Source organism: Phenylobacterium sp. CCH9-H3, assembly GCF_001557235.1.
Classification (GTDB): domain Bacteria; phylum Pseudomonadota; class Alphaproteobacteria; order Caulobacterales; family Caulobacteraceae; genus Phenylobacterium.
In genome coordinates this window covers 1-250 of the sequence record NZ_LSJI01000070.1, presented here as the reverse complement: position 1 = coordinate 250, position 250 = coordinate 1, and the positions used below count along the sequence as shown (strand labels likewise).

The following is a 250-nucleotide window of genomic DNA, read 5'->3' as shown; positions in this document are numbered from 1 at the left end:
GGCTCGGGCGGCGCCAACCCGCCGGTGAACGGCTCGTTCGATGTCTATGAAATGTTCGCGGAAAGCCGGATCCCGCTCGTTCAGGACGTGGCCTTCGCCAAGAACCTGACCCTGGAGCTGGCGTTCCGCTATTCCGACTATTCCACCATCGGCACGACCGAGACCTACAAGATCGCCGGCGACTGGGAACCGATCGACGGCCTGCGCCTGCGCGGCGGCTACAACCGCGCCGTCCGTGCGCCGCACGTCC

Annotated in this window: 1 protein-coding gene; it reads left to right on the top strand. The window is 66.4% G+C overall.

Annotated features, from left to right (window positions below; translation table 11 throughout):
- The coding region (locus AX721_RS06050; RefSeq protein WP_156467036.1) for a TonB-dependent receptor domain-containing protein at positions 1-250 on the top strand (250 nt) is incomplete at both ends.